The sequence below is a fragment of the Actinoplanes sp. NPDC051537 genome (assembly GCF_055586105.1).
Genome location: NZ_JBVJIU010000001.1, coordinates 502,489 through 527,009 on the forward strand (window position 1 = coordinate 502,489; position 24,521 = coordinate 527,009).

A 24,521-nucleotide genomic window follows, 5' to 3' on the forward strand; every position below is an offset into this window, starting at 1 on the left:
CGTCAGGCGCCGGCCTCGTCGAGCCGGGCCAGCTGGTCCTCGCCGAGCTTGACCTCCAGCGCCGGGAGGGCGTCCTCGAACTGGGCCGGCGTGCGCGGCCCGATCAGCGGCAGCACCCGCGGCGCGGTCTGGGCCAGCAGCCAGGCCAGCACCAGCTGGTTCGGGGTGACGCCGGTCTCGGCCGCCACCTGCGTGACCGCGGCCAGGCGCGCGTCGGCGTCCGGGCCCTCGTAGTTGGCCATCATCCAGTGGTCGCGCTGCTTCTCCGCGCTGTCGTAGACGCCCTTGACGATCGGCGAGTAGGCCACCAGCGTCTGGTCGTCGTTGTCCCGCAGGTAGTCCAGCTGCTCCGCGTCCACGATGGACGCCGTGTCGAGGCCGGCCTTGCGGCGCAGATAGCTGTGCTGCTGCTGGATCGCCACCGGCAGCGGCCAGCCGTTGCGCTCGCAGAGGCCGCGGATGCGCTCGAGCCGCCAGGTGCGCACGTTCGACCAGCCGAGGAAGCGCACCTTGCCGGCCCGCACGAAGCCGGCCAGCGTCTCGAGGGTCTCCTCCAGGGGCGTGGCCTTGTCGTCGACGTGGACGTAGTAGAGGTCGACGTGGTCGGTGCCGAGCCGGCGGAGGCTGCCGTCGAGCGCGTCGGTCAGCGTCTTGCGGCCCGCGCCGGCGAAGGTGCGCCGGGCCAGGTCCCAGTTGGCCGTGCCGTCGGCGTTCCACAGGTCGGGCGAGTGGTGCGGCAGGCCGCTGCCCTTGGTGGCGAGGAAGATCCGGTCGCGCTTGCCGCCGTCGCGCATCCAGCGGCCGAGGAGCTCCTCGCTCTCGCCGCCGTGGCTGCCGCGGCTCGCCCACCACTCGTAGCAGTCGGCGGTGTCGACGAACGACCCGCCGATCTCCAGGTATCGGTCGAGGATCCGGATCGAGTCGGCCTCGCTCGTGGCGTTGCCCATCTGCATGGCGCCGAGCGCGAGCTGGCTGACCTGCTGGCCGGTGCGGCCCAATTCGATCGTCTGCATGGTTCCGACGCTATGACCTGGAGCGCGCTCCAGGTCAAGGACGGCAACCGATAGCATTCCGGGCATGTACGCGCCACGCCCCGGAACCGCCCGCGACCGGCTGCTCACCGCGGCGCTCGACCTGTTCGCCGAGCACGGCGTGACCGGCACGTCGCTGCAGATGATCGCCGACCGGCTGGGCGTCACCAAGGCCGCCGTCTACCACCAGTTCCAGAGCAAGGACGACATCGTGCTCGCGGTGATCGAGCCGGCGATGGACCGGCTCGGCGAGATCGCCGGCCACGCCGAGGCGCAGCGCGGTCCGGCCGCCAGGCGCGAGGCGGTGCTGGCCGGCGTGGTTGACCTGGTGGTCGACTTCCGCAAGGTGGCGACGACGCTGAGCTTCGACCCGGTGGTGATGCGGCTGGTGCGGGCGCATCCGGGACTGCGGTCGCTGCAGCGGGTGCGGCGGCTGCTCGGCGGCACCGCGCCCGACCCCGGCAGCCGGGTGCGGATGGCGGTGCTGAGCGGCGGGCTCATCATGGCCGGCGCCGACCCGGCCGTCTCCGGCCTCGACGACGAGGACTTCCGCGACCACCTGCTGGCCGCGGGACGCCGCATCCTGAAGGGCTGACCCGATCGCGCGCGCGGAAAAGGACCGGAGCCTCCTGGAGCTCGCGACCCGGCTGCCGACCGTGGTCGACGTGCTGCTCGACCGGCCCGCGGTGCTCGCGCCGCTGTCCGGCCTGGTCGCCGGGCTGACCGGCAGCTTCGGGGCGCCGCTCCACCCGTACGGGCGCGGGTTGCGCATTTAGTTGCTTTTGCTGGTGGTCCTCAGCCGGGAACCCGCCGGAGCCGAAGCGGACGGAGACCTTCTCCGTCCGCATGGCTTCCGAAAGGCGCTAGATGAGCACCGCTACCGAACTTCACACCCCGGCGCCGCCACCGGCCGCCATCAAGGCCGACAACGGCCGCTGGTGGTCGCTGGTCGTGCTCGCGATGGCCCAGCTCATGGTGGTTCTGGACGCGACGATCGTGAACATCGCGCTGCCCACCGCCCAGCACGACCTCGGCTTCTCCGACGCGAGCCGCCAGTGGGTCGTCACCGGGTACGCCCTCGCCTTCGGCAGCCTGCTCCTGCTCGGCGGCCGCCTGTCCGACTTCTTCGGCCGCAAGCGCATGTTCCTCATCGGCCTCGTCGGTTTCGCGCTCGCGTCCGCGCTCGGCGGCGCCGCCAACGGCATCGAGATGCTGATCATCGCCCGTGCCCTGCAGGGCGCGTTCGGCGCGGCCCTCGCCCCGGCCGCCCTGTCGCTGCTCGCGACCACGTTCACCGACCCGGCCGACCGCGGCAAGGCGTTCGGCATCTTCGGCGCCATCTCCGGCGCCGGCGGCGCGGTCGGCCTGCTGCTCGGCGGCGTGCTCAGCGAGTACGCGTCGTGGCGCTGGTGCCTCTACGTCAACCTGGTCATCGCGGCCATCGCGGTCGCCGGCGCCCTGGTCAAGCTCGCCGACGAGCGCATCACCAGCCGCAACAAGCTCGACCTCCCCGGCGTCGTCACCTCCGTCGGCGGCCTGGTCGGCGTGGTCTTCGGCCTCGGCAAGGTGGAGACCGACGGCTGGGGCGCGGCCTCGGTGCTGGTCCCGCTGATCACCGGCGTGGCCCTGCTGATCGCCTTCGTCGTCATCGAGCTGCGGGTGCCGCACCCGCTGCTGCCCCTGCGCGTGGTGCTCGACCGCAACCGGGGCGGCGCCTACGCCTCGATCGCGATCTCCGGCGCCGGCATGTTCGGCATCTTCCTGTTCCTGACCTTCTTCATGACCAAGTTCCTGCACTTCTCGCAGATCCAGACGGGCCTCGCGTTCCTGCCGATGCTCGCCGCCATCATGACCACCGCGACCACGGCCGGCTCGATCCTCACCCCGAAGATCGGCCCGCGCCCGCTCGTCCCGGTCGGCGCGCTGGTCGCGGCCGGCGGCATGGCCTACATGACCCGGCTCGACCTCGACTCGTCGTACCACTTCGGTGTCCTGCCCGGCCTGCTGGTCATCGGCCTCGGCCTCGGCCTGGTCTTCGCCCCCACCCAGAACGCCGCCACCAGCGGCGTCGAGCACCGGGACGCGGGCGTCGCCTCGGCAATGATCAACACGATGCAGCAGATCGGCGGCTCGATCGGCACCGCGCTGCTGAGCTCGTTCGCCGCGAGCGCCGGCACCCACTACGCCTCGTCGCACGCGCCGTCGGCGCTGCTCGCGGCGAAGGCCGAGCTGGCCGGCTACCACACGGTCTTCTGGTGGTCGTGCGGCTTCTTCCTGGTCGCCGCCCTCGTCGCGACGCTGCTGTTCCGCACCGGCCCGCTCGACGTGGACCCGGACGCCCCGCCCGCGATGGCTCACTGACCTGCTGTTCCCGCCGAGCCCCCGGTCGTGCCGCAAGGCATGGCCGGGGGCTTTGCTCTGCTCACCAATACGCGCGCCCAGTGGCCTTGCTCTGCTCACCAATACGCGCCCGGTGGCCTTGCTCTGCTCACCAATACGCGCCCGGTGGCCTTGCTCTGCTCTCCAATACGCGCGCAGTGGCCTTGCTCTGCTCACCAATACGCGCGCCCAGTGGCCTTCTTCTGCTCACCTGGGTTGACCCGTTTTGGCGGACAGGTTGGGTGGGTGGACCGGTCACGCCGTCAGGGTGGCCGGTGGTGAGTTGCGGTTTCGTAGGCGGCGGGGCTGATGTAGCCGAGGCTGGAGTGCCGTCGGCTGATGTTGTACCAGCCTTCGATGTACTCAAAGATCGCCTGGCGGGCGGCAGCGTGGCGGGGCCAGGCCTGCCGGTGGATCAGGTCGGTCTTGACAGCACCTCGACGATCTTGTCGGTGAGTTCCTCGTCGACGCGGGCCCGCGGGCGTGCCGGTAGTAGCCGGACCGGGAGACCTCGAGCAGCACACACGCGCGTTTCACGCTGTGCTGGCCGGCCTGCTCCGCCGCGATGAACGGATACACGTTCACCGGATCTCCCGAGCGAAGAAAGCCTGGCCCGTTTCAGGATCTCGTTGTCCTCCCGCAGCCGGGCGTTCTCCCGACGCAACCGGGCCAACTCGTCCCGCTCATCCGAGACCAGCCCGTCGGTGCGGGTCCCCGCGTCCAGCTGCACCTGCCGGACCCACCGCGCCACCGCGGTCTCGGTCAAATCGAAATCCCGGCTGACCCGCGCCACGCTCCGATCGCCACGCGGGCACAACTCCACGATCTCGGCCTTAAACACCAGCGTGAACTCCCGCCGCGGCCGCCGAGCCCGTTTCTTCCCCGCGTTCTCCATGATGCGGGACATCCTCCCGGAACCCCACGGGCTCCTAACTCAGATGCCCGCGAAACCGGGGCGGGCCCACGCCCATACGCGCGCCCAGTGGCCTTGCTCTGCTCACCGATACGCGCGCCCGGTGGCCGGGACGATCACGAGTTGCTTGAATGTGGTCATGCCTTGCTCGTGGGGTCACCCGCCCGAACCTCGCGCGCGGCTTCTGCCGGGCCTGTACCGGTGCCTGAGCGCCGGGCACAACGAGCTCTACTACGACGGCGCCGACGAGCCGATCGCCACCTGCTCGTGCGGCGACCTCGCGATCACCGGGTGCGACCAGTGCCGCTCGTACAAGTGCCCGCGCCACCAGCCGGCCGGCCACCACCTGTGCTCGGAGTGTGCGGCCGCCCGCGAGCCGGGGCGGTCCGACGCCGACCGGGAGCGCCGGCTGCGGGCGATCGCCGGCGTTCCCGACCCGGTCGAGCGGCTGCTGCTGACCGCGATGATCCTGGAGAGCGACCCGGCGGGCGACGTCTATGCCTGGGCCGCATGGACGTGCCCCTATCTCGCGTACGCCCCGGGAATGCGCTTCTGGGAACCGCTGGAGGCCGTCTTCCCGCCCGGCGAGCAGCCCCTCCCGTGGGATTCCGCGGCCATCGGCCGATGGTTCGCCCGGCGCGCCGCCGCGATGCGCCTCCCGCCGCCGTTCCAGCTCGCCGAGGGCCGCGTCTTCGCGCAGACCTCGTACGGCTGGCGCCTGCTCGCCGGCAGCAGCGTCCGCCTCGACGACGGCTTCACCGACACCGCGTTCGTCCTCACCGGAGGCGTGGTGCTGCGGGCCGTGGACCCCGAGGAACGCCGCCCCGGCCTGATCGCCACCCGCCGGACCACGCCCACCGGCCTCAACCTGCTGGCCCTCGCCGAGCTGGGCCGTGCTCTCCACATGCGCACGCCGGAACCGGCCTGACCGTCCGAAAAATGCCACTCCCGGGCAATGACGTTTTGCCATGGGTGCGGCTAGCGTGACTCACCGCGAGGAGTCCATTCGGCGCGATCAGGGAGGATCGGCACTTTGAGCGACGACAATGGAGCACCCGCCGCGCGCTGGGGCTGGCAGTTCTCGGTCGCCACCGGTCTGCTGATCGGGTTCGCGGTCCTCGTGGTCGCGATGATCTGGCTGGCCGGCGGCGACGACGTGGTCTGGCAGCGCCGGCTGTACGTGTTCGGCGCCGTCGAGGCCATCGTGTTCACGGCGGTGGGCTGGCTGTTCGGCCGCGAGGTGAACCGGAACGCGGTCGACTCGGCCCGCGCCGACGCCACCGAGGCCCGCGCCACCGCCGCCACCCAGACCGCCCAGGCCACCGAGGAGCGGGTCGCCGCCACCGAGGCCGAGACCCGCCTCGACGCCGTGCGGGCCGCCGTCCAGGTCGGAGCGGTGCGGGCGGAGAGCGGCCCGCAGGACGTGAGCGCCCGGCCGCGCGCGGACGACGCCGCCGACCTGCGCGCCCTGATCGAGGCGATCGCCGGGCCGCCCACCCCGCGATGAGCGAGCCGGTCACCGAGCTCCTCCAGGCGCTGCGCGGCAGCCTCGTCCGCATCGAGTCCCCGACGGGCGTGGGCAGCGGTTTCTGGGTCGCGCCCGGCATCGCCCTCTCCTGCGCCCACGTCACCGGCGCCGGCGCGGTGACCGTCCACTGGCGGGGTCGCCCGCACGTGGGAAAGGTCGTCGACGCGACCCCGGGCGGCGGCCGGCCCTGGCCCTTCCCGGACCTCGCCGTCGTCGCCGTCCCGGACGCGGGCCCGCACGACTGCGCCTGGCTCAGCGAGCAGCCGGCCTCGCCGGGCGCCCGGCTGATGCTGCTCGGCCACTCCTCGATCTACCGGGACCGGCTGGAGCCGGCCGCCGCGCACGGGCGGTTCGCCGGGCCGTACGGCGAGACCGACGAGGAGATGTGGCGCTTCGCCGGCGACGAGATCGCCCCCGGCATGTCCGGCGGCCCGGTGCTCGACCTCGACCGCGGCGCCGTCTGCGGCGTCGTGAAGACCAGCCGGGAGCTGGACTCCGACCGCGGTGGCCTGATCGTGCCGGTCCGCGGCCTGCGCCGGCTCTCCGACGAGGCGCGCGACGCCGTGTGGCCGGCCCATGACCGGTTCCACGTGGCCGGCGGCTGGTGGCGGGCGCGGCACCGGCTGGCCGCCGCGTCGCCCCTGCCCGACCTGAGCACGGTGAGCGCCGACGAGGAGACGCAGCTGCTCGACCTGCTGAGCCGGCTGACGGTCGAGACCGACCTGCTCGACCTCTACGCGCTGGCGGTGTCGCCGTCGACCGGGGTGCCGGCCGAGCCGCTCACCGGCGTGCGGCACCTGGCGTACCTGTTGATCGACCAGCTCGGCCGCCCCGGGCAGCTGCACCCGCTGTTGCGGCTGACCGGATGGCTGGCGCAGCACGAGCCCGGCGCGGCCGCGCCGGGGCTGCGGGAATGGACCGTTCGCGTGGCGACCCGGCGCGAGGAGTACGAGGCCCTGCGTCAGTTCCGCGGCACGACCGACCAGGAGGCCGCCCGCCCCGCGATCACCGTGCGGATCGCGCCCGGGGCCCTCGACCAGAGCCGTTACCTCGTCACCATCTGGGTGCACGACCGGACCGGCGCCGCCGCCAAGGTGTACTGCGACGAGGACCAGGGTCGCGACGTCGCGGCGGCGCGCGCGGTGGTCGGCGAGCAGCTTCGGCCGCTCCTCAAGCGGATGCACGGCTGGGCCACCGTCGAGTTCGTCGTCCCGCCGGCGCTGTTCGGCGAGGACTTCGAGAACATCCCGATCGGGCGCTTCTCCCGCCTGGGCCGCACGAACCCGGTCGTCGTGCGGGACCTGGAACGGCTCACCGACGACGAGACCTGGCACGACTGGCAACTGCGCTGGCGGGCGCTGCGGGCCGGCTCGGACGCCGGCCCGGCCTGGCTGTCGTGCCAGGACCGGTCCACCTCCGACGAGCTCGACGCCGGCCTGCGCCTCCAGCCGGACCTGGCCGTCGTGGGGCTGTCGAAGCACCCCGACGACTACGACGAGGACGCGCTGGCGGTGGCCATCTACGCCGGCGTGCCGGCCGCGGTGTGGCGGCGGGACACGTGCGCCGAGCACAAGGCCGGAAATACCGCGCCGGCGCCGTGCTCGGGCGAGCTGTTCCGCACCGACCTGTCCCGGCTGCTGGCGCGGCGGCCGCTCGCCCAGCTTCCCGACACCATCCAGGAGGTTCGCAACGCGGTGGCCGCGGGCAGCGAGCCCTCCTGCGCCAACGTCGTCCTGCTCTGGGACGACCCCGGCCGTCGTCCCGAAGCCGACGCGCCGCTCGTCGAGCCCCTCTGACTGGGAGAGCGCATGACCGACTGGTACGCCTACCGCGGCACCGGAGCACCGCACGCCTGGACGATGCCGCCCGCTCCCCCCTGGCGGAACTTCGCGGGCCGCGCCGCCCTGCGGCTGCCGGAGGACGGCTGGTGGGAACGCCGGCCGGTGGACCTGGAACGGGCCCGGACGTACCAGCCGGAGACGCAGGAGCTGGAGTCGTTCAACGTCGCGCTCTTCCTGCGCCGGCCGCTGCTGGTGACCGGGCCGCCCGGCGCCGGCAAGTCGACCCTGCCGTACGCGGTGGCCTACGAGCTCGGGCTCGGACCGGTGCTGCGGTGGCCGATCAACAGCCGGTCCACGTTGCAGGAGGGGCTCTACCGGTACGACGCGGTGGGCCGCCTGCAGGAGAGCAGCGTCCCGCAGGCGTCGCCGGGGATCGGCCGGTACATCCGCCTCGGGCCGCTCGGGACGGCGCTCCTCCCGTACGACCGCCCCCGCGTTCTTCTGATCGACGAGATCGACAAGAGTGACATGGACCTGCCGAACGACCTGCTCAACGTCCTCGAGGAGGGCGAGTTCGGCATCCCCGAGCTGATCCGCAACGCGCGCACGGGCGAGCAGGTCTACGTGCACGGGCAGGACGACCCGGTGCCGATCGACGGCGGGACGGTGCGCACCAGCATGTTCCCGATCGTGGTGCTGACCAGCAACGGTGAGCGCGACTTCCCGCCCGCGTTCCTGCGCCGGTGCATCCAGCTGGAGCTGACCACGCCGGGCCCGGACCGGCTGGCGCGGATCGTCGCGTCCCATCTCGGGCCCGAGTACCTGCAGCAGTCGGGCGATCTCATCGAGCAGTTCCTGCATCGCCGGGCGACCGGCGAGCTCAGCACGGATCAGTTGCTCAACGCGGTCTTCCTGACCATGAACGTGCAGCCGGCCGACCGCGGCCGCTTCATCGAGAGCGTCATGCGCAACCTGAGCCCGGCGAACTGACGTGCGCGCCGGCGAGCTGATCGACGTCCTCCACCGCTCCGGCCTGCCCGCGGACGCGCTGGAGGTCGCCGAGGCGCTCTGGCTGGCGCGCTGGACCACCGTGGCCGCGAGCGGCCCGGAGCCGACGGCCGACGCCGGCGGCCCCGATTTCCCGGGCCGGCCCGCCGGACCGTACCCGGCGGCCGCGCCCGGGGTCGTCGCCGAGCCGGCGCCCGGCGCCGATGCGGAGCCGCTCACCGCCGAGTCCTCCCTCAGCCTCCCCGCGGCCGGCGACGCCGCGGCCACCGTGCGGGGCGTCGAGTACCGGGTCGCCCGCGCTCCCGCGCTGCCCGCCCGCACGGCGCTGCTGCGCGCGCTCAAGCCGCTCAAGCGACGCGTGCCGTCGGCGCGGTCGGAGGTCCTCGACGAGGACGCGACCGTGCAGCGGATGGCGGACGGCGCGCCCCTGACCCCGGTGCTGCGGCCCGCGCTCGAACGCTGGCTGGACGCGGTGATCGTGGTCGACACCGCGCCCTCGATGGAGCTGTGGCGGGGCATCGCGGCCGAGATGCAGCGGACGCTGCGGCAGCTCGGGGCCTTCCGCGACGTACGGATCTGGCGCCTGCTCTCGGACCGCCCGCAGGGCCCCTCGGTCGTGCCGGACGCCGCCGGCGGCGAGCCACGCCCGCTGCCCGAGCTCACCGACCTCTCCGGCCGCCGGCTCTTCCTGGTGCTCACCGACGCGGCCGCGGACACCTGGCACGACGGGTCGGCGGCCGCCGCGCTGGCCGGCTGGGCCCGCAACGGCCACGTCGTCATCGTGCAGCCGCTGCCGCAACGGCTCTGGGCACGGACCGGGCTCCGCGTGCGCAACGGCGCCTTCCGCACGTTCCGGCCCGCGACCCCCACCGCCGAGCAGCGCTTCGTGGAGCGCCGGCGGCGGCCCCGCGGCCTGCGGCACGACGAGTACGCCGTGCCGGTCCTCGAGCTGTCGCCGGCCTGGTTCGCCTCCTGGACGCGGTGCGTGGCCGGGTCGTCCGGCGCGGGCGTGGAGATGGCCGCCGCCATCATGTCGCCGTCCGGGGAGGGCTCCGCGGAGCAGACCGGCGAGATCCGGCGTACGGACGACCCGCGGTCCCTCGTCGGCGCGTTCGTCGCGGCCGCCTCGCCGGAGGCCTGCCGGCTCGCGACGTGCCTGGCCGCGGTGCCGCTCGATCTCGAGGTGATGCGGCTGGTGCAGCGCTCGGTGGCGCCGGAGTCGGGCCCCGCGCACCTGGCCGAGGTCGTGCTCTCCGGGCTGCTGCGGCGGTCGCACCGGCCGGGCCGCTTCGACTTCCGGCCCGGCGTGCGGTCCGCCCTGCTGGACCAGTCGCGGGTCTCGGACGTGCGCCAGGTGCTGACCGCGGTCTCCGAGTACGTGGTCGCCCAGGACGGCCGGGCCGGCGGCTACTTCGCGGCGGTGGCGACGACCGTCGCCGGGTCCGAGATGGCCGTCGACGACCAGCCGTTCGCCTGGATCCCGGCCGAGCTGGCGCAGCGGTTCGCCCGGCCGTCGCCGTCGCGTTCGCCCGGCCCGTCACCGGAGCCGGAGGCGGAGCCGGAGCCGGAGCCGCCGCTGGGCCTCAGCCCGGGGGTGACCCTCGGCGGCCGGTACCGCCTCGAGGAGCAGCGCGCCGCCGGCGGAACGGGCGAGGTGTGGCGGGCCACCGACGAGGTTCTCGGCCGCGACGTCGCCGTCCGGATCCTGCTGCCGGCGCTGCTCGACGAGCCCGGTTTCGCCGAGCGCTTCCGCGGGGAGGCGCGCGCCATGGCCACCATCAACCATCCCGGGGTCGTCGACGTCTACGACTACGGCAGCGACCAGGCCCTGGCCTTCCTGGTCATGGAGTACGTGGAGGGCGACTCGCTGGCCCGCACGCTGAGCCGGGTGGGCCGGCTCACCCCGACGCGCACGATGGCACTGATCGCCCAGGCCGCGGACGCGCTGCAGGCGGCGCACGCGAACGGCATCATCCACCGCGACCTCAAACCCGCCAGTCTTCTCGTACGGCCCAACGGCACCCTGGTGCTGACCGATTTCGGCATCGCGGGCAGGGCGCTGGTCGGCCAGTTGATCGCCGGGTCGGTGGTGGGCACGGCGTCGTACCTCTCACCCGAGCAGGCGTCGGGCGAGGCCGCCACGGCCGCCTCCGACGTGTACGCGCTCGGCGTGATCGCGTACCAGTGCCTGTCCGGTCATCGCCCGTTCGACGGCGCCACGCCGATCGAGATCGCGATGAAGCAGGTACGGGATACGCCGCGCCCGCTGCCCGGCGACATCCCGCCCTCGGTGCGCGCCATCGTGGACCGCGCCCTGGCCAAGGACCCGGCCGCCCGCTGGCCGTCGGCGTCGGCGATGGCGGCGGTCGCACGCCAGGCGGCGTCCGCGCTCGCCGCCGCCGGCCAGCAGCCGGCCCCCGGCCCGTCCCGGCCCGGCGTCTCGGGCAGCGCGCCGGTCGGCGCGGCCCGGGGCACGGCCCGGGTCCCGCCCCCCAACGCGCCGGAGGCGAGCGGCGTCGATCCGGCGGCGGCGCTGGCCGACGCCGAGGACACGATCCGGAAGCGCTTCCCGGCCCGGCGCTCGGGCCTGCTGCGCCGGGAGGAGCTCGGCGGCGTGACGCTGCTGCGCGAGCTGCTGCGCACCGCGGAGTCGATGGGCCGGTCGCCGGAGCCGCGGGTCCCGAACCGCTACACCGTCACGCTGTCGGTCGAGGACGCCGTCCGCTTCCGCCGGTCGGCGTTCCCGCTCGAGACCTCCCTCGAGCTCGCGCTCGATCTGGTGTTCGCGGCCCGCGGATGGGCCGGCCACCACCGTGACTGGACCGTCCGCATCGTCACCGACAGCCGGCTCCGTCCGTCCCAGTTCGGGGTCGCCGCCCGGTTCCATCCGCCGGTGTGACGAAGCACCCGTCCGAATTTCGCCAGACGCCGAACTGTCGATGCGGCATGCTGCCCGGCATGGACGAGAGGCGGGCCGCGTTCGCCGCGGCCGGGGTGACGGTCGTGCTGTGGGCGTCGGCGTTCGTCGGGATCAGGGCCGCGGCGCCCTACTTCTCGCCGGGGGCGCTCGCGCTCGGGCGGCTCGCCGCCGGCGCGGTGACACTCATCGTGTTTCTGCTCGTACGGCGGGAAGGACTCCCGGCGAAGGCCGCCTGGCCGGGCATCGTCGTCTCCGGCGTGCTGTGGTTCGGGTTCTACATGGTCGTGCTCAACTGGGGCGAGCGCGAGGTCGACGCCGGCACCGCGGCCATGGTGGTGAACGTCGGGCCGATCATCATGGCGCTGCTGGCCGGCTGGGTGCTGCGCGAAGGCTTCCCGCCCCGGCTGCTCGGCGGCATCCTGGTCGCCTGCTGCGGCGCGATCGTCGTCGGCGTGTCGATGTCCGGCGGCGGGAGCTCGTCGATCCTCGGCGTGGTGCTGTGCCTGCTCGCCGCCGTCAGCTACGCGGCCGGCGCGGTGGCCCAGAAGCCCGCTCTCCGGCATGCCAGCGCGCTGCAGGTCACCACGTACGGCTGCGTGATCGGTTTTCTCGTGTGCCTGCCGTTCGCCGGCCGGTTCGTCCGCGAGGTGGCCGACGCCCCGGCGCACATCACGCTGACGGTGGTCTATCTGGGCGTCTTCCCCACCGCGATCGCGTTCACCACCTGGGCGTACGCGCTGGCCCGCACCACCGCCGGCAAGATGGGCTCGACCACGTACCTCGTCCCCGTCGTCGTCATCCTGATCTCGGCGCTGGTGCTGCACGAGGTCCCCGAGCCGCTCGCCATCCTCGGCGGCCTCCTCTGCCTCGGCGGCGTGGCGGTCTCCCGCACCCGGCCCAAGACCGTTCCGGCGGTCACACCCCCGGGATAGGTTGCCGGTTCGTGAGACGGGGCTCCGGCGCGGCCGCCGGCCGGGGGCGCCACTCGGCCGTACGTGCATCTCAACGGTCAGTTCTGCCCTCCGGCGCCGCGACCCGGAACACCCGCAGCTGGAGCGCCAGCGTCGCGTAGTAGCCCACGAGGGTGGTCAGCTCGAACAGCGCCGGCAGCCCCAGGATGCCGGCCGCCGCACGGTACTCGTCGTCGTTCAGGTCGCCGCCGGCGGCCAGCGCGGCCGAGAGCTCGAAGATCAGGCGCTCGCGTGGGTCGGGGAAGCCGTCGGGGTCACCGTCGCGCAACGCGGCCAGCTCGGCCGGCGTCATCCCGGCCGCCCGGCCCACCGCCTCGTGTGCGAAACGCTCGAAACCGCTGTCCCAGACCCGGGCGACGGTGAGGGTGGCGATCTCGCGGGCCCGGACGTCGAGGGTCGACTCGTAGCGGATCGCGCTTCCGAGCGCCTGCAACGCCGCCCCGACGCTCGGCTGCAGCAGCATCGCGTTGAACGGACCCTCGAGGCCGCCATCGGCGTCGACCAGCGGAAACGGCCCGTTGGCCCGGGGGCCGCCGGCGATGGCCTCATAGAGCGACGCCTGCGCGGAGGACAAAGCGGATGGGGTCAATCGCGGTAGGCGCTCATTCATTCGTTGAATCCCAGCAAGCCGGAAATATCGTGGCAGGCCGCGGTGACTACCGGCTTCAGCTCGCGGATGATGCGCTGACTCGACCAGTCGCGCGACTGGACGGCCAGATTGGCGCCGGCGACGACGCCGCCGTCCGAGCCTCGAACCGGGGCGGCGACGGAGCGTAACCCGTACGCCAGCTCCTCGTCCTGCATCGCCCAGCCGTCGTGGCGAATCTTGGCCAGCTCGTCGCTCAGCTCGCCGAGCGACAGCTTCGCGTTGGGCCCGTGGTTGCGCGTGAACGACTCGTCGGTGACGCGCTCCTTCAGGGCGGCCTCGTCGAGAAAGGCCAGCAGCAGCTTCCCGATCGAGGTGTGCACCGCCGGCAGCGTGGACCCGACCTGGATGTTCGCCGTGACCAGGTCGGAGTTGCGCAGGCGGACGAGGTAGAGCACCCGGTCGCCGGTCAGCACCGCCAGGTTGACCGTCTCCCCGGTCTCGGCCGCCAGCCGCTGCAACCGCGGGGTGGCCGCCTCGACCAGGTCCAGGCTGCGCAGCGCGGCCGTCCCGAGGGTGAGCACCCGGACCGCCGGCCGGTACTCCCCGCTCGGCAGATGATCGAGGTAGCGCTCCGCGGTCAGCGTCATCACCACGCGGTAGACGGTGGGCAGCGGCATGCCGACCGCGGGCGCGATGTCGCTCACCCGCCAGGTCGGCCGCTGCTCGGTGAAGAGCGACAGGATCCGCAGGCCCTTGGCGAGCGCCTCGACCCGGTACTCCGGCCTCTTGTCCATGCCGGAAAGCTACTTTCGCAGAGCGAGAAAGACAAGACCATTGACATGATCTACGTGAGCGGAAACACTCGGGTAACGTAATTTGGAAGTCGCTCTCGCCTGGTGAAAGTTGGGACTCGATGACTAGAACGGTGTTCACCAAGGGCCTCGTCTTCGACGGCAGCGGCGCCGAGCCGACGCCGGGCGAGGTGGTCGTCGAGGGCGACCGCGTGGCCGAGGTGCGGGCCGGCTGGCGCGACGACCACGGCGACGACCAGGTGTTCGACGCCACCGGCTGCACGGTCATGCCCGGCATGATCGAGTCGCACGCGCACCTGACGTTCCCGTCCGCGGTCGGGCACATCGACCCGTCCTTCAACCCCCCGCTCGACGTCTCCTTCTTCCACCACATCGAGGGCCTGCCGAGCGAGCTTGCCCGGGCCGAGCGCAACGCGGCAATCCTCCTCGACGCCGGCTTCACCTCGGCCTATTCGGCGGGTTCGCTGCTGCCGATGCCGGTCGAGGTCATCCTGCGGGACAAGATCAAGGCGGGTGCGGCGCCGGGTCCGCGCATGCGCGCGGCGAGCATGGAACGCGACAATCATCCCGTACGCCCCGACGGTCACGTGGAGCCCGACTGGCAGGGCCCGGAGGCCTGCGCCAAATGGGTCCACGACATGGCGAAGCAGGGCTACGACAGCGTGAAGTTCCTGCTCAGCAACGACGACGTGTTCATCGAGGGCGGGTCGCAGATCACCCAGTACACGCTCGAGGAGGCGACGGCGGCCGGCGTGGCGGCCCGTGAGGCGGGCGTCTGGCTCAACTGCCACGCCCAGTCGGCCGAGTCGGTGAAAATCGCGGTCAAGGCCGGCTTCCGGTCGATCTACCATTGCACGTACGCCGATGAGGAAGCCCTTGATCTGCTGGAATCCGTGAAGGACTCGGTCTTCGTCTCGCCCGCGCCGGGCATCATCTACGCCAACGTGCACGAGGGCGAGGAGTTCGGCATCACCCGTGAGGTGGCCGAGAAGATGGGCTCGGTGGCCGCGCTCGAGGGCATGGCCGCGGTCTATCCCGAGATCCGGCGCCGTGGGATTCGCGCGCTGCCCGGCGGCGACTACGGCTTTCCCAACAACCCGATCGGCCGCAACGCCCGCGACCTCGAGCTGTTCGTCGACGTGCTCGGCTACACCCCGCTCGAGGTGCTGACGGCGGTGACCAAGCTGGGCGGCGAGCTGCTCGGCATGGGCGACATCGGCATGCTGCGGCCGGGCTGGATGGCCGACATCCTCGTGGTCAAGGGCAACCCCGCGGCGGACGTACGCATCCTGCAGGACGCCGCCAACCTGCAGGTGATCATGCAGGCCGGCCGTTTCCACAAGGCCCCCGCCGTCGCATGAGTTTCGACCTCTACGCGCCGCCCGGCGCCACGACCCTCTGCGTGTACCTGCACGGTGGCGGATGGCGCCTGGGCAACCGGGGCCAGGGGCCGGGCCCGGCCGCGCGCTGGACGCCGAGCTTCTTCGAGCGGGTCGCGTCGATGGGACTGGCGGTGGCCAGCGTCTCGTACCGGATGAGCTCCGAGGCCGTCTATCCGGCCCAGTCCGAGGACGTCGCCGCCGCGCTGGAACTCGTGCCGGCGTTCGGCCGGACGGTGGTCTGGGGCAGCTCGGCGGGCGGTCACCTGGCCGCCATCGCCGCCCTCGACCATCCCGGCATCGCGGCGGCGGCCTGCTGGTACGCCCCCACCGACCTCGACGCCCTGTCCAAGGACATCGACGAGGCCGGCGGCACCGGCGACCGCAGCGCGTCGTCCCGGGAGGGCCAGCTGATCGGCGCGGCCCTCGACGAGCGCCCCGACCTGGTGGCGGCCGCGAGCCCGGTGAACCACGTCCGCCCCGGCGCCCCGCCGTTCCTGTTCCTGCACGGCGCCGCGGATCTGGCCGTCCCCCCGCGCCAGAGTCACCGCCTGGCCGAGGCGCTGCGGGCGGTGGGCTCGCCGGCCACGGTGGAGCTCGTCCCCGGGGCGACGCACATGTTCCCGGAGCTGGACGAGGAGGCCATGATGGGTGCCGTCCGGCGCACGGTCGACTTCCTGCTGACCGCCTGACGCACGCCGCTTTTGGGATGGCCCGACATCCATTCACGAGCTTCGATAGGCTGACCCCGGGCTCTCAAGGGGCGAGCTTCTCGGCGAGTGGAGGTAAGGATGCCGCACAGGTTGGCAGTGGCGCTCGGTGGCGCGGCCGTGGCGCTGATCGGCCTGGTCGTCGCGGTCCCCCCGGTGGCGGCTTCTCCCGTCGCGGCATCTCCCCTGGCGACGCCCACGCCGGGGCCGACGCTGACCTGCCCGCCCGCGCTGCCGATCAGCGGCGCGGTCTCGGCGGCCACCACCACGAGCCTGACGATCAGCTACTGGATGCTGCTCACCCCGCCCTGCGGCTACGACCCGCCGATCACCGTCACCCTGTTCGCCGGCTCGGAGGACGCCCGGCAGTGGCTGAACCCGGTGGCCGAGGCGGTCTCCGGGCCGTCGCGCAGCGGGACCGTGACCATCGACGGGCTGACTCCGGACACGGCCTACTGGTTCCGGTTCAGCGCCGGCGGCAAGCATGATCCGTACGTGATCGGATCGGGCCGCACCGCGCCATTGGCGGCCTGCTCCGCCACGGTGGCGATCGACAGCGCGTGGGCCGGCGGCTACGTCGCCACGATCACCGTGCGCAACGTCGGCTCCGAGGCGCTGGACGCGTGGCACGTCTCCTGGCAGTGGGCCGGCGCCGAGCGGATCGTCTCGCTCTGGAACGCGGTGGCCGCGGACGGCGCCGGCGTCGTGGTCGGCAACGCCTCGTACAACGGGACCGTGCCGGTCGGCGGCTCGACCACCTTCGGCATGCTCGTCGCGGACGGCGCGCCCGGCGGCCTCGCGCCGGCCTGCGCTCGCTGACCCGACTGACGGGGCCTCTCAGGTCAGGGTCAGCGCCCAGCGGCGGAAGCCCGATTCCGGGGCCTGCTCGCAGAATCGGCGGAACTGGTCGCGCACCTCGTCCCGCCGGATGCCGCCGGTCATGGCCGGCGGCGCGTACCACGGCAGATCGTCGCTGACCGGCCGGCCGTCGACCAGCGTGCTGCCACCGTCGGCGGGCGACTCCAGTCCGAAGTAGACCTCGTCGACCTTCAGCGCCATCGCCGCGCCCAGGCACATCAGGCACGGCTCGAGGTTGACGGCCAGGCGCAACGGGTGCGGCCGCGGACCCCACCCGAGTTGCTCGTCGGCGGCGGTCATCGCGAGCAGGTCGGCGTGCACGAGCCGGCGGCCGACCGACACGTCCCGGGTGTGCGCGCGGGCGATGACCTCGTCCCCCATCGCGACGACCGCCCCGATCGGCATCTCGCCCCGCGCCATGCCCTCCTCGGCGACCGCGATCGCGGCCCGGACCAGCTCATCGGGCGTCATGGTCCGCATCCAACCACAACGCGGCCCCGGCTCAATCCGGCCGAGCCCCGGCTCAGCCCCCAGCTCAGCCCCCAGCTCAGCCCCGGCTCAGCCCCGGCTCAGCCGGCGATGCCGTCCAGAGCGGCCAGCGCCTCGGGCGGAAGCTCCAGCGAGGCGGCCGCGACGTTCTCGCGCAGGTGCGCCACCGACGACGTGCCGGGGATCAGCAGGATGTTGGGCGCCCGGTGCAGCAGCCAGGCCAGCGCCACCGCGTTCGGGGTCGCGCCCAGGCCGGCCGCGACCTTGTCGAGGGTGCCCGACTGCAGCGGGTTGAAGCCGCCCAGCGGCCAGAACGGAACGTAGGCGATGCCCTGCTCACCGAGCGCGGCGATCAGGGTCTCGTCGCCACGGTGCGCGACGTTGTACCAGTTCTGCACCGTGACGACGGGGGCGATCGCCTGCGCCTCGGCCAGCTGCGCCTCCTCGACCACGCTCAGGCCCAGATGCCTGATCAGCCCCTCCTCGCGCATCGCCGCGAGCGCCTCGAACTGCGGGGCGATCGAGCCGGGCACCACCGAGTGGCCGTCCGCGCCGCCACCGACGCGGAGGTTCACCACGTCGAGCGCGTCGACGCCCAGGTTGCGCAGGTTGTCGGCGACCTGCTCGCGCAGCTCCCGGGGCGACCGCGCGTGCACCCACTCCCCCTGCGGGCCGCGCACCGAGCCGACCTTCGTGATGATGAGCAGCGATGGGTCGTACGGGAAAAGCGCCTCTTTGATGATCTGATTGGTGACGTGCGCCCGTAGAAGTCGGCGGTGTCGATGTGCGAGACGCCGAGCTCGACGGCGGTCCGCAGCACGGCGACGGCCCCGGCCCGGTCCCGCGGCGGGCCGAAGACGCCGCGCCCGGCGAGCTGCATCGCCCCGTACCCCATCCGGTTGATGCTCTTGCCCGCGAAGCTGTAGTTGTCCATGCCTCACAGGAAAGCTCGCCGGCCCCGAGACAGGCAGTGCTCCCGTGATACTGGGTGTGACAGGGACAGGCTCGGCGCGGGAAACGCCCCTACCGTGGGAGACATGAGCGACAACCTGATCGGTGACTTCCTGCGGGCCCGGCGTGCGCTGGTGCGACCGGAGGAGGCCGGCGTCCGGGTGACCGGCGCCCGTCGCGTCGCCGGGCTGCGCCGCGAGGAGGTGGCCCTGCTCGCCGGCATCAGCAACGAGTACTACCTGCGCCTCGAGCAGGGCCGCGACCGGAACCCGTCGGTGCAGGTCCTGGAGAGCCTCGCCCGGGTGCTGCGGCTCGACGAGGACGCGACCGACTACCTGATCGGCATCGCCGGTCCGAAGCCGCGCCGCTCCCGCCGTACGCGCAAGGAGGTTGTCCCCGCCGGAATCCGGCAGATGCTGGAGGTGATCGGCCTGCCCGCGTTCGTCGAGGGCCGCTATTTCGACGTGCTCGCGGCGAATGCCCTGGCCACCGCGTTCTCGCCGAACCTGCGCGCCGGCGAGAACCGGATGCGCGCCGTCTTCCTCGATCCCGGCGAGCGCGCCCTCTACCCGGACTGGGAGCGGGACACCGCCACGCTGGTCGCCGGCTTCCGCGAGTCGGTCGGCACCGACACCGGCGACCCGCGTTTCGTGCGGCTGGTCGGCGAGCTCTCCCTGGCCAGCGAACGGTTCCGCCGGCTGTGGGCCCGCCACGACGTGCACTCGCGCGAGGGCATGCCGACCCTGGTCGATCATCCGCAGATCGGAGAATTGACCGTACGCCGGGAGAAGCTCACCATCGGCGGAGCCAAGGACCAGCTGCTGGTCGTCTACCACGCCGAGCCCGGCACCCCGAGTTTCGAGAAGCTCCAGTTGCTCGGCAGCGTGTCGGCCACGTCTCCGCGTTTGCGCCCCGTCGGCTCCCGGGCTACAGCTGTTCCCGCGCCGCCGGACGCCGGGTGAGGTCCGCCTCCGTGATGGGGCGGACCACCCGGCACGGCACCCCCATCGCCACGCTCATCGGCGGGACGTCGCGCGAGACCACGCTGCCGGCGCCGATCACGCTGCCGTAGCCGATGCGCACGCCCGGCAGGACCACGACGTTGCTGCCGATCCAGACCTTGTCCTCGATGACGATCGGCTCGGAGAAGCGGCGGAAGTCCTCGCGCATGTCCGGGTGGATCGGGTGCCCGGTGGTGGTGAGCGTGACGCCGGGGGCGATCATCACGCCGTCCCCGATCCGGATCTCGACGTCGTCGACGAACGTCAGGTTGACGTTGCCGAAGAAGTCGTCGCCGATGTGCACGTTGCTGCCGAACCCCGCGTGGAACGGCGACAGCAGCACCGTCCGCTCCCCGACCGACCCGAGGATCTTCTCCAGCAGGGCCCGCTTGCGCACGCCGTCGCCGGGCGGGGTGGCGTTGTACTCGAAGACCAGATCGGCCCGGCGTCGCGGGTTCTGGAACGAGGCCTCCGACTCGGTGTAGAGAAGGCCCTGCCGGATCCGCGCCAATACCTCGTCATGCATGATCCCCATCTTTCCCGGTCGGGCGCGGTTCCGCGGGACGCGCCCGTCGGCGGGCGCGGGCCGCGCCCGCCGGCGGCGCGGGTCCCGAGCCGAGATCGTCCACGCGGCCCACCCCTGTTGGGTGGGAGGCAATGTACGGCCCGGGTACGACAACTTCGACAGCCCATCCACAGGGCCCAGCGCCTTGACACGCGGCCACGACGGGCGGAGGATTTCTGAAGGAGAAAGCGACTTTCACAGAGCGATAACGCAACCGAGACGGGCAGGGATCATGCGGCTGGTGACTTTCGATGCGGGGCGGGTCGGGCGAGTCGACGGGGAGGACGTCATCGAGCTCGATTGCGGCTCCACCCGGGAGTTCTTCGAGCGCGGCGGCGGTGTGCCGGAGACCGGGGCGCGGCTGTCGCTGTCCGAGGTCACGCTGCGGGCGCCGATCGTGCCGAAGAAGTTCTTCCACACGGCCGGCAACTTCGCCGTGCACCACGAGGAGCTGCAGAAGGTCAACTGGTCTCATCCCGTACACAAGGGGATCGTGTTCTTCCAGAATGTCGACGCGATCATCGGGCCGGACGACGACATCGTCTATCCGGAGGGGCTCACCAAGGAGCTCGACTACGAGCTCGAGCTCGCGGTGATCATCGGTAAGTCCGGCAAGTGGTTCGGGCCCGAGGAAGCGGTCGACTACATCGCCGGCTACACGGTCTTCAACGACATCACGGCGCGCGACATCCAGCGGCGCGAGATGCAGTCGGGGGTCTTCTCGTTCTCGAAGGGCATCGACACGTTCTGCCCGATCGGCCCGTGGATCGTCACCGCCGACGAGGTGCCCGACGCGCAGAAGCTGGCCATGGAGCTGCGGGTCAACGGCGACGTGCGGCAGACCGGCAACACCGACAACATGGTGCTGTCGATCCCGCACCTGGTGGCGCACCACTCGCCGCAGGGCTACTCGGCCGGGGACATCATCACCACCGGCACGATCTCGGGCGTGGCCGCGGTGCAGCCCAACCCGTTCGACTTCTACCTCAAGCCGGGCGACGTGGTCGAGGCCGAGATCGCCGGCATCGGCACCCTGCGCAACCGGGTGGTGCCGTGGAGCGCCGCGCACGACACCGAGCCCTACGCCAGCTCTCTCTACAGCGAGTAAAGGCATGCGCTTCGGAACAATCGACGGCCGCTTTGTACTAATAGATCAGGACCAGGCGGTGGGTACGGGCCTGGCCCACGAAGACGCCCTGGCCAGGCTCGGCACGCTGACACCCGACTGGGCCGCCGCCACGAAGATAACCGAGCTCGGCCCCCCGGTCCCCCACCCGCGGCAGGTCTTCGCCGTAGCGCTCAACTACCGTCCGCACGCGGCGGAGGCCGGCTTCGAGCCCCCGAAAGAGCCCCTGATCTTCACGAAGTTCCCGTCCTGCATCGCCGGCCCGGTCACCGAGGTGAAGCTGCCGCCGGGCAAACCCGACTGGGAGATCGAGGTCGTCGCCATCATCGGCAAGGGCGGCTACCAGATCCCACGCGACCAGGCCTGGGACGCGGTCGCCGGGCTCACCGTCGGCCAGGACCTCTCCGAGCGCGCCACCCAGCTCAACGGCACGCCCGCCCAGTTCTCGCTGGGCAAGTCGTTCCCCGGCTTCGGCCCGATCGGCCCGGTCGGGGTGACGCCGGACGAGTTCCCCGACCGCGACGACATCGGCTTCGAGTGCCGGCTCGGCGACGAGGTCGTCCAGCACGGCCGGACGAGCCAGATGATCTTTCCGGTGGACGACCTGGTGGCGCGGATCTCGGCGGTCTGCCCGCTCCTTCCGGGCGACCTCATCTTCACCGGTACGCCCGCGGGCGTCGGCAACCGGCGCAACCCGCCGCGCTATCTCCGCCCGGGCGAGACCCTGATCAGCCGGGTCGACGGCATCGGCGAGATCCGGCAGACGTTCGTCCAGCAGTAGGACGGGATTACCGGGGGAGGCGCGCGGCCAGCGGGGCGAGCGCCTCCCGATCCCCGTCCAGCGCCGCCAGCCGCCACCGCGTCTCGTTGCGCAGGATGTCGGGTGCGATCGCGTCCCACCGCTCGCGGAACGACGCGAAGAGATACAGGATCGCGTAGCCGTCATGAAGGGCATCGGCGCACAGGTACGCGACATCCAGCTCGCGCCGGTCGCCCGGATCCGCGGCGAGCCGGTCGAGCGCGAGCAGAATCCGGCGGACGGCCACGCTCTCCGCGTCCTCGCCCTCGGGCGGCGCCGGCCGGGGCTGCCCCAGCGCGAGAGCGCGGGTCGCGGCCGACGCCGGCCCGCCGACCAGCGCCGCCGCCGACCCCGGCGCCTGCACCGCCGCCGACCCCGGCACGTGCGCCGCCGCCGACCCCGGGGCCTGCACCGCCGCCGACCCCGGGGCCTGCGCCGCAATGCCGGCGAACGGGTCGCCGTGCAGGACGTACGCCGCCCACACGACCGGATGCATGCCGCCCTCGTGTAGCCGCTCCCGGGCCCGCCGCATGGCCTCCCCCACTGGCGCCGTCCGGCAGGCCGAGTAGAAGGCCCGCGCCACCGGGACGCAGGCGGCGTCCGGCACCTCGGCGAGCGCACCGACCACCGCGGGGGCCCCGGTCTCCAGCAGCCGCAGCGCCCAGCCGCGCTGCCGGCCGCCCCCGACGTGCCGCACCCGGCCGAGCCGGCAGGCGTTGAAGAACGTGAACGGCGCCCGCTGCCCGTCGCCGAGCTCGGACGCGTTCAGCCCGCTCCCCGCCGACAGCGGCAGCACCTCGCCGATCGGGTTGGCGAAGCCGTGCCCGACGTAGTGCACGACGGCCCGTCCCGCGAAGACGTCCAGCGCCGCCCGCGCCCCGTCCAGCGGCACCCGCTCCGGGTCCAGCCCGAGCATGGTCGCGGCCCGGGTCACCAGCTCCATCTCGGCCTCCGCGTCGCCGAGCAGCCCGAGCGCGGGGTCCGGGGCCGGGCTCGCGATCGCCGCGCGCCGGTCGGCCGCGGGCCGGGCGTGGTTCGGGGCCAGCATCCGCTCGAGGTGCTGGAACGACGGGCAGCGGACGACCGCGTGGGTCGTGCCGAGCCAGCCGCCGTCGTGGCGCAGCAGCTCGAACGGGATGTCGGCGAAGGAGGCGCCGCCGCTGGGCAGGTACAGCACGGTGCGGGCGGCGAGCACGGCCTCGCGCACCACGCCGGGCAGCGCCCGCCACGCGGCTTCGGCGGCCGCCCGGAGCGCCTCCGACGGCGCCGAGCGCAGCGGACGCTCGCCGGTCAGCAAGGCCTCCCGCTCGGCCTCGGCCCGGCGCACCAGCTCGACCATCGCCTCCTGCGCCGTCGGGGAGACGGCGAGGCGCCGCCGCTCGCCGGCGACGACCAGGAACACCGGCGCCTGGTCCGGGCCCTCGATCTGCGGCTCGACCACGACGACGGCGGTGTCCGGCAGCCGCCGCAGACGTTCGCCGAGGATCGCGAACGGGCGGGTCACCCGGACCACCACCGGGTCGGGGAAGCCGGCGCCGCCGCGCTCCAGCGGCCGGTCGTCGCGCAGCGTCTCGATGAGCCCGGCCGCGGTCTCGATGTCGCCGGAGCCCTCGCGCGCCAGGCAGGACAGCAGCCAGCGGCGGGCGTACTCGAGCGCCTGCATGATCATGCCGCTGCCGCCGGCCCGGGCCTCGAGGTCCGCGACCACCCGGGCCATCTCGGCGCTGCCGACGGCCACTCCGGTCGCGGCCCGGGCGGCCAGCGGGCCCATCGCGATGGCCGCGGCGTCCTCCTCCGCCCCGGCCGCCCGCAGCGCCGTCACGGCCCGGTCGTACTCGTCGGCCGACTCGGCCGCACGGCCGAGACCGAGCAGGGCCCGGGCCCGGTTGGCCCGCAGCTTCGCCACGAGCACGTCGCGCGACACGCTCGCGGGCAGGCGGCCGGCAAGCGTCAGCCCGTCGTCGGCCTGGCCCAGCGCGACCGCGTACCGCCGCTCGTCGTCGGCCGCCGCCGCGAGGGTGAGCCGCAGGCCGGCCGCGAACTGCCGCGGCTCCCAGTCCGGGATCTGCCAGGCGCGACTCGCGGAGATGGCGTCGTTGGCGAGACCGCGGGCGGCCCCGAAGCCGTCGGCGCGGGCGACGAGCGCGACCGCGCGGTTGATGACCTCGTGCGCCTCGCCGGCCATCCGGTCCACCAGCCAGAGCGACAGGGCGGTCTCCTCGCGGCCGGCGCCGAGGTCGCGCGCCATCCCGTCGACGTACTCGGCGCCGACCGCGGCCAGCGTGAGGTCGAGAGCGCCGCGGACGACGATCTCCAGGAGTCCGGGCGCCGGCTCGGTGAACAGCGCGCCCAGGTCCAGCCATCGGCGCGCCGCCCAGGTCAGCAGCGGGTAGGCCCGGACCGACTCGCCGTGGTCCTGGTGCAGCTCGCCCCGCAGCCCGGCGATCTCCAGGCTCAGCAGCGCCCGCCGATCGTCCGGGATCTCCGACGCCACTCGCTCCGCCGCGTCGAGGGCCTCGTGGGCGACCGCGAAGGCGGCCGCGTTCGTGGCCCACCTCGCCTCCAGCCACAGCCGCCAGGCCCGGCGCTCGGCCGGCTCGCCCGGCCCGGCGGTCGCGGCGATCCGCTTCGAGGCCTCGACGGCGGCGATCGGCCCGAGCTCGGCGTAGCCCTCGGGGATCGTCGCGAGAACCCGGGCCAGAGCGAACATC

21 protein-coding genes and 2 pseudogenes are annotated in these 24,521 nt (G+C 73.1%); 14 read left to right on the forward strand and 9 right to left on the reverse strand.

Annotated elements, in window-relative coordinates; genetic code table 11:
- Window positions 1–2: 2 nt before the first annotated feature.
- Window positions 3–1,013, reverse strand: coding sequence for an aldo/keto reductase (locus tag ACZ6TB_RS02365; protein ID WP_465549669.1), 1,011 nt, complete (start codon window positions 1,011–1,013; stop codon window positions 3–5).
- Window positions 1,014–1,077: 64 nt separating this feature from the next.
- Here ACZ6TB_RS02365 and ACZ6TB_RS02370 point away from each other — a divergent pair, with 64 nt between their 5' ends.
- Both ACZ6TB_RS02370 and ACZ6TB_RS02375 read left to right on the forward strand, forming a co-directional pair.
- Window positions 1,078–1,626: a TetR/AcrR family transcriptional regulator gene (locus tag ACZ6TB_RS02370; protein ID WP_465549671.1), complete on the forward strand. Its 549-nt coding sequence runs from the start codon at window positions 1,078–1,080 to the stop codon at window positions 1,624–1,626.
- Window positions 1,627–1,898: 272 nt separating this feature from the next.
- Window positions 1,899–3,392, forward strand: coding sequence for an MFS transporter (locus ACZ6TB_RS02375; RefSeq protein ID WP_465549673.1), 1,494 nt, complete (start codon window positions 1,899–1,901; stop codon window positions 3,390–3,392).
- Window positions 3,393–3,673: 281 nt separating this feature from the next.
- Here the strand turns inward: ACZ6TB_RS02375 and ACZ6TB_RS02380 are convergent.
- Both ACZ6TB_RS02380 and ACZ6TB_RS02385 read right to left on the reverse strand, forming a co-directional pair.
- Window positions 3,674–3,802, reverse strand: a pseudogene (locus ACZ6TB_RS02380) (IS3 family transposase); the annotation flags it as partial.
- 23 nt (window positions 3,803–3,825) lie between these two features.
- Window positions 3,826–4,317 (reverse strand): transposase, encoded by a 492-nt coding sequence (locus ACZ6TB_RS02385; protein WP_465549675.1) that lies wholly within the window; start codon window positions 4,315–4,317, stop codon window positions 3,826–3,828.
- Window positions 4,318–4,462: 145 nt separating this feature from the next.
- Here ACZ6TB_RS02385 and ACZ6TB_RS02390 point away from each other — a divergent pair, with 145 nt between their 5' ends.
- The 6 genes from ACZ6TB_RS02390 (at window position 4,463) to ACZ6TB_RS02415 (ending at window position 12,492) form a co-directional block, all read left to right on the forward strand.
- Window positions 4,463–5,251 (forward strand): hypothetical protein, encoded by a 789-nt coding sequence (locus ACZ6TB_RS02390; RefSeq protein ID WP_465549677.1) that lies wholly within the window; start codon window positions 4,463–4,465, stop codon window positions 5,249–5,251.
- 105 nt (window positions 5,252–5,356) lie between these two features.
- The gene (locus ACZ6TB_RS02395) at window positions 5,357–5,830 is read left to right on the forward strand and encodes a hypothetical protein (RefSeq protein ID WP_465549679.1); all 474 of its coding nucleotides are present in this window, start codon (window positions 5,357–5,359) and stop codon (window positions 5,828–5,830) included.
- Window positions 5,827–7,647, forward strand: coding sequence for a VMAP-C domain-containing protein (locus tag ACZ6TB_RS02400; protein ID WP_465549681.1), 1,821 nt, complete (start codon window positions 5,827–5,829; stop codon window positions 7,645–7,647). The genes ACZ6TB_RS02395 and ACZ6TB_RS02400 overlap by 4 nt, the downstream gene beginning before the upstream one ends.
- A 12-nt stretch (window positions 7,648–7,659) precedes the next feature.
- Window positions 7,660–8,622 (forward strand): AAA family ATPase, encoded by a 963-nt coding sequence (locus tag ACZ6TB_RS02405; protein ID WP_465549683.1) that lies wholly within the window; start codon window positions 7,660–7,662, stop codon window positions 8,620–8,622.
- Between the two features lies 1 nt (window position 8,623).
- Window positions 8,624–11,539, forward strand: a complete 2,916-nt coding sequence (locus ACZ6TB_RS02410; RefSeq protein WP_465549685.1) for an SAV_2336 N-terminal domain-related protein — start codon at window positions 8,624–8,626, stop codon at window positions 11,537–11,539.
- 59 nt (window positions 11,540–11,598) lie between these two features.
- The gene (locus ACZ6TB_RS02415; protein WP_465549687.1) at window positions 11,599–12,492 is read left to right on the forward strand and encodes a DMT family transporter; all 894 of its coding nucleotides are present in this window, start codon (window positions 11,599–11,601) and stop codon (window positions 12,490–12,492) included.
- Window positions 12,493–12,562: 70 nt separating this feature from the next.
- On the opposite strand, the gene ACZ6TB_RS02420 is transcribed toward ACZ6TB_RS02415, so the two are convergent.
- Window positions 12,563–13,105 (reverse strand): carboxymuconolactone decarboxylase family protein, encoded by a 543-nt coding sequence (locus ACZ6TB_RS02420; RefSeq protein WP_465549689.1) that lies wholly within the window; start codon window positions 13,103–13,105, stop codon window positions 12,563–12,565.
- A gap of 32 nt (window positions 13,106–13,137) precedes the next feature.
- Window positions 13,138–13,914 carry an IclR family transcriptional regulator gene (locus ACZ6TB_RS02425; RefSeq protein ID WP_465549691.1) on the reverse strand — a complete coding sequence of 259 codons (777 nt, stop codon included), beginning with the start codon at window positions 13,912–13,914 and terminating at the stop codon, window positions 13,138–13,140.
- A 119-nt stretch (window positions 13,915–14,033) separates the two neighbouring features.
- Here ACZ6TB_RS02425 and ACZ6TB_RS02430 point away from each other — a divergent pair, with 119 nt between their 5' ends.
- From ACZ6TB_RS02430 to ACZ6TB_RS02440, 3 genes are all read left to right on the forward strand, one after another.
- Window positions 14,034–15,293, forward strand: a complete 1,260-nt coding sequence (locus ACZ6TB_RS02430) for an amidohydrolase family protein (protein WP_465549693.1) — start codon at window positions 14,034–14,036, stop codon at window positions 15,291–15,293.
- A complete protein-coding gene (locus ACZ6TB_RS02435; RefSeq protein ID WP_465549695.1) occupies window positions 15,290–16,003 on the forward strand; it encodes an alpha/beta hydrolase fold domain-containing protein in 714 nt (237 codons plus the stop codon). Before ACZ6TB_RS02430 ends, ACZ6TB_RS02435 begins: the two co-directional genes overlap by 4 nt.
- 99 nt (window positions 16,004–16,102) lie before the next feature.
- A complete protein-coding gene (locus ACZ6TB_RS02440; protein WP_465549697.1) occupies window positions 16,103–16,840 on the forward strand; it encodes a cellulose binding domain-containing protein in 738 nt (245 codons plus the stop codon).
- 18 nt (window positions 16,841–16,858) lie between these two features.
- Here ACZ6TB_RS02440 and ACZ6TB_RS02445 read toward each other — a convergent pair whose 3' ends face one another.
- The gene (locus ACZ6TB_RS02445; protein WP_465549699.1) at window positions 16,859–17,350 is read right to left on the reverse strand and encodes a nucleoside deaminase; all 492 of its coding nucleotides are present in this window, start codon (window positions 17,348–17,350) and stop codon (window positions 16,859–16,861) included.
- Between the two features lie 98 nt (window positions 17,351–17,448).
- Window positions 17,449–18,302 (reverse strand): annotated as a pseudogene (locus ACZ6TB_RS02450) (oxidoreductase).
- A gap of 103 nt (window positions 18,303–18,405) precedes the next feature.
- On the opposite strand from ACZ6TB_RS02450, the gene ACZ6TB_RS02455 reads away from it, so the two are divergent.
- Window positions 18,406–19,281 carry a helix-turn-helix domain-containing protein gene (locus tag ACZ6TB_RS02455; RefSeq protein ID WP_465549701.1) on the forward strand — a complete coding sequence of 292 codons (876 nt, stop codon included), beginning with the start codon at window positions 18,406–18,408 and terminating at the stop codon, window positions 19,279–19,281.
- On the opposite strand, the gene ACZ6TB_RS02460 is transcribed toward ACZ6TB_RS02455, so the two are convergent.
- Window positions 19,247–19,855 carry a sugar O-acetyltransferase gene (locus tag ACZ6TB_RS02460; RefSeq protein WP_465549703.1) on the reverse strand — a complete coding sequence of 203 codons (609 nt, stop codon included), beginning with the start codon at window positions 19,853–19,855 and terminating at the stop codon, window positions 19,247–19,249. The two genes, ACZ6TB_RS02455 and ACZ6TB_RS02460, sit on opposite strands and share 35 nt — an antisense overlap.
- Window positions 19,856–20,117: 262 nt before the next feature.
- Here ACZ6TB_RS02460 and ACZ6TB_RS02465 point away from each other — a divergent pair, with 262 nt between their 5' ends.
- Window positions 20,118–20,993, forward strand: a complete 876-nt coding sequence (locus ACZ6TB_RS02465) for a fumarylacetoacetate hydrolase family protein (protein WP_465549705.1) — start codon at window positions 20,118–20,120, stop codon at window positions 20,991–20,993.
- A gap of 4 nt (window positions 20,994–20,997) precedes the next feature.
- A complete protein-coding gene (locus tag ACZ6TB_RS02470; RefSeq protein WP_465549707.1) occupies window positions 20,998–21,792 on the forward strand; it encodes a fumarylacetoacetate hydrolase family protein in 795 nt (264 codons plus the stop codon).
- A gap of 7 nt (window positions 21,793–21,799) precedes the next feature.
- On the opposite strand, the gene ACZ6TB_RS02475 is transcribed toward ACZ6TB_RS02470, so the two are convergent.
- On the reverse strand, window positions 21,800–24,520 hold the full coding sequence (locus tag ACZ6TB_RS02475; protein WP_465549709.1) for a CHAT domain-containing protein: 2,721 nt from the start codon (window positions 24,518–24,520) through the stop codon (window positions 21,800–21,802).
- Window position 24,521: the final 1 nt, after the last annotated feature.